General features: G+C 35.2%; 3 protein-coding genes. All 3 read right to left on the reverse strand.

Annotation, left to right across the window (positions count from 1 at the left end; genetic code table 11):
- The coding region (locus tag HN894_04750; protein ID MBT7142626.1) for a hypothetical protein at positions 1-1,020 on the reverse strand (1,020 nt) is incomplete at its 3' end.
- Between the two features lie 187 nt (positions 1,021-1,207).
- The gene (locus HN894_04755) at positions 1,208-3,613 is read right to left on the reverse strand and encodes a T9SS type A sorting domain-containing protein (protein MBT7142627.1); all 2,406 of its coding nucleotides are present in this window, start codon (positions 3,611-3,613) and stop codon (positions 1,208-1,210) included.
- Between the two features lie 32 nt (positions 3,614-3,645).
- On the reverse strand, positions 3,646-3,753 hold a 108-nt coding region (locus HN894_04760), incomplete at its 5' end, for a hypothetical protein (protein ID MBT7142628.1).

The raw sequence follows: 3,753 nt of genomic DNA on the forward strand, positions 1-3,753 counted from the left end.
ATAATCTATGTTTCCTGTTGTTGTCCAGCTAATGTTGAAATTGCTTCCTCCAGTAAGAGTTTCACCACCATTTGGAGTGATTATAGAAATAGTGTTTGGTAGAGGAGCAGCAATTTCAAAAACATTATCGCTCACATCCACAACAGTAGAATTATAAACCTCATTAATTTGAATTAAGGCATTTGTGCTTACAACATTTGGAACTGTCCAGGCATACTGACCGTAATTTTGGGCATAATCATCTATCATATTCCAAATATTGCCACCATCGGTTGAATAATAAATTTCAACTGCTCCATAAGTGAAAGTTCCTGTCCAGGACCATTGAATTGTATGCACTGATCCAGCTGTTAAAACTTCTCCACCATTGGGAGAAATTATAGTTACAGAGTTAGTTACGATATCAATAGTAAAGGCTGCATCACTAATATCAAAAACACTTGTATTGCTAAATTCGGTAATCATGATTTTTGCATTATTGGTTGCCACATTTGGAGTTGTCCAAGTATAAGAACCATCATTGCTTTCATGGTCAGCAATAAAAACCCAATTGATACCGCCATCAACAGAATAGTAAAGATCGAGCCAGCTTAATGATCCATCGCTTGTCCATGTGATATAATAGACATCGTTAGCTTGCAAAACCTCTCCTCCATTGGGATAGCTTACAGTAATCGGATTTTGAGTTTGAGTAATTGTAAAATAACTATTGCTCTGATCGACATAAACAGACTGTGCTTTCACCAAACAAGTTGAGGAATTAACATTTGGTACTGTCCAGACATAAGTGCCGGTAACAGGGAGATTGTCGTTGATAAATATCCATGTAGTTCCACCATCGGTAGAATAATATAGATCAACCAAAGAAGATGAGCCCATACTGACCCATTCAATAGTATAAGTTGAACCGGAAATTAAAACCTCACCACCATTTGGCGTGATAACATCAACAGATTGCGCAAATAATCCTGAATACCCCATGCATAGGATTAACATTGAAACAAGTAAAAATCTTTTCATAGCAGTATAGTTTTAGTTAAAATTCTAATGTAAAAGTAACACAAAACATAATTATTGAAGGGCTTCCAATTCAAAGAAAGCCTTTGTTTTTTTATAATTCCATAAGTTAAATTCCCATCTGTAGGAGCTTACTTTTGAAAATAATCGAATAAGGGACTAACAGTTTATTGTATATTGTTTGACAGTGTCAATTTAAAAACACTTTTTGGCTTGTGATTTTATTATTTTCTACCATGCGGACAAAATAATTGCCTCTTGTATTGTTTAGGTCAATTTTAGTTATGGTAGAATTTGAATAGGATCTTTGCATAATCTTCTTGCCGAGCATATCATAAATTTCTACATAATAATTTTCAGCTTGTGTTTTAATGTAAATGCTATTTTTATGTGAGTATATTTTTGACCTAATGTATGAAATATTATCCTTAGTTTCAGTTACTAATAATGAAAAGTGCAAGACAAAACGCATTGTATTTGAAGCTGTTGAAGAAAAACTATACAGTGGATTTTGCCTAAGATTGCTAAAAGTATTTTGGTCTAAATCTTCGAGATAAATCTCAATATTCGGATCAAGGTCTGTAATATTATATGCATTAATTGAAAATTGATCTGAAATTTCGATCAAAAATCCAAGAGGAATAGTCAGGTTTGAAAAATTATTGGGAAGGCTTTTTATTGAAAGATCTCCTGCCAGGCTGTCTGTAGTATAGATTTGCGGTAGGTTTTGGTCGGTAGGATATAGTTTTTCTGAATCGTAATCATCGAACCCAAGTGTTGCATTTTCAAAAAAACAAATAATTGTTTCATCTGTAAATACTCCTCTTTCAACTCTGATTCGCAACACATTATCCGGGTTTTGAATATTTTTGAAAAGATTATTCGGGCTGGTATGAACTCTATCGGAGTTTGAAAAAATTATTTGCCCGCTTGCATTGTTATTTTCAGTTCGCACCCAAAATGTTTGCATCGCCGGAACAGTTCCTGAAATTTCACCGTTGCCATTGTTATTTGTCCCGATTCCACTAAATGAATTAAAAGAATCAAAAACCATTGCACTGCCAGAATGTGTTCTGTACCAGAACGTTGTTCGCAAATTCGATTTTTCTACAGAACCCCAGTTTATACCCGAAGGATAAGGATTTCCAACCAGATTGAAACCTGGTGAAACTGATGGAGCATTCCAACTTGTATTTAGGACTATTGTATCGTGGTTAATATTTCCGGCAAAATTTAGAGTTGTATTACTAGTTACCCTGGCTACATATCCTCTTCCGGCAATTAAATCTGTTACATTGTCCAGAATCTCTGTATATGTTCCGCTTTCTTCAGTAAAATACCAAAGTTTATTGTTGCCTATCGCATTGAAAATTTCCGATTTTCCATTACTTATAGGAGTTGTCAAATACCAAAATCTTCCATCAGGAATGTTGCTTGTATTTGAACCTGTTATAAATTTTTGAATTGTAGCTTCTGGCCCTGATGATTCTATTAAAGATCCTGTTCCTGCTATGTTTGATTGTAGGGTTAATGTCCCGCTGTTAGTCAAATCGGTTGAAACAGTTAACATACCGTCAGAAGCAATAGTTAATGATCCTAGGTTTTCAACTTCTAGTGAATTACAAATTTGGATTGTTGGGTCACTAATTACAGGATAATCTGTTATTCCCGTACCGGGGATTAGAACATCAACACAGGTACATGGTTTATAATCGCCATCCCAATTGTCTTCATCACTCCAGTCTCCATCTACTTCATTATCCCATTCAACAATATTTGCGGTGCCAGGTGTGCCATTTTTATATGTGCCGGCAATGCACCAATCATCTAATGATTCACCGGAATTATCATCTGGCTTTCTAAGATAAAGGCGATTGTCTAAAAAATCGAAAGTATTCACATTGGCCGGGAGGTCGTTTATCTGATCAATGAATCCAGATACATCCGCATGAAAAATTGCAACACCATCAGTAGCTCCATTTAAAAACATGCTGCTAAGTTCAAAATCGGGTGTGATTCCCGAGTAGGACGCTGTAAAATCAGCTATATTCCTTGTAATAATTAGATATTCATCTGATTCGATTGTACCACTTAATGAAAGGCTAGTATTTGGTGTTTGTTCCAGATTTCTATAATGTTGGATTTTTACGCCTTCAAGACTGAGCTCTGAAGATGTTGTATTGTGAATTTCAATCCAGGAGACTGTTGCTGTTTGGTGACTATTAACTTCTGTAATTTTTAGTTCGCCAGCCAATGGAGTAGCAGGTGGCGGGGGCGGTGGTTCCAGGGTGTGAAACCTGCTTAATAAGTAAAACAAATCACTTGATACTGGAGTTACACCTTCCGTTGTCTGGTATTTATCGAAGTTTTGTAAGAAATGATCTGTAACACTGCTTTTGGTAAAACCTGGAAGAATTGAACCAACACCGTCATTATAGGATCTTTTGAAGAAATTAACCGACGGTGTTACTGTAGTATCTCCCAGTCCAACAATATATGAAGTTGCATAAGGATTGTATCCTGTAAGGAAATAGAATGATGACAATGCAAAATTATATGCTGAAAGAATATCCATATAGTCAGCGATTGCCAACATAGTAATTGTAAATATATTATTGCTACAACTACTTATAATGGTTTGATAGTATAATTCCAATCTTCTCCATGAAATTCATGTTTATATATGTTAATTTTTTCGAAATCTGATTTAGATATTTTAATCCCTGTTTCATAGAT

The sequence above is a fragment of the Bacteroidota bacterium genome (assembly GCA_018692315.1).
In the GTDB taxonomy this organism is placed as follows: Bacteria; Bacteroidota; Bacteroidia; order Bacteroidales; family JABHKC01; genus JABHKC01.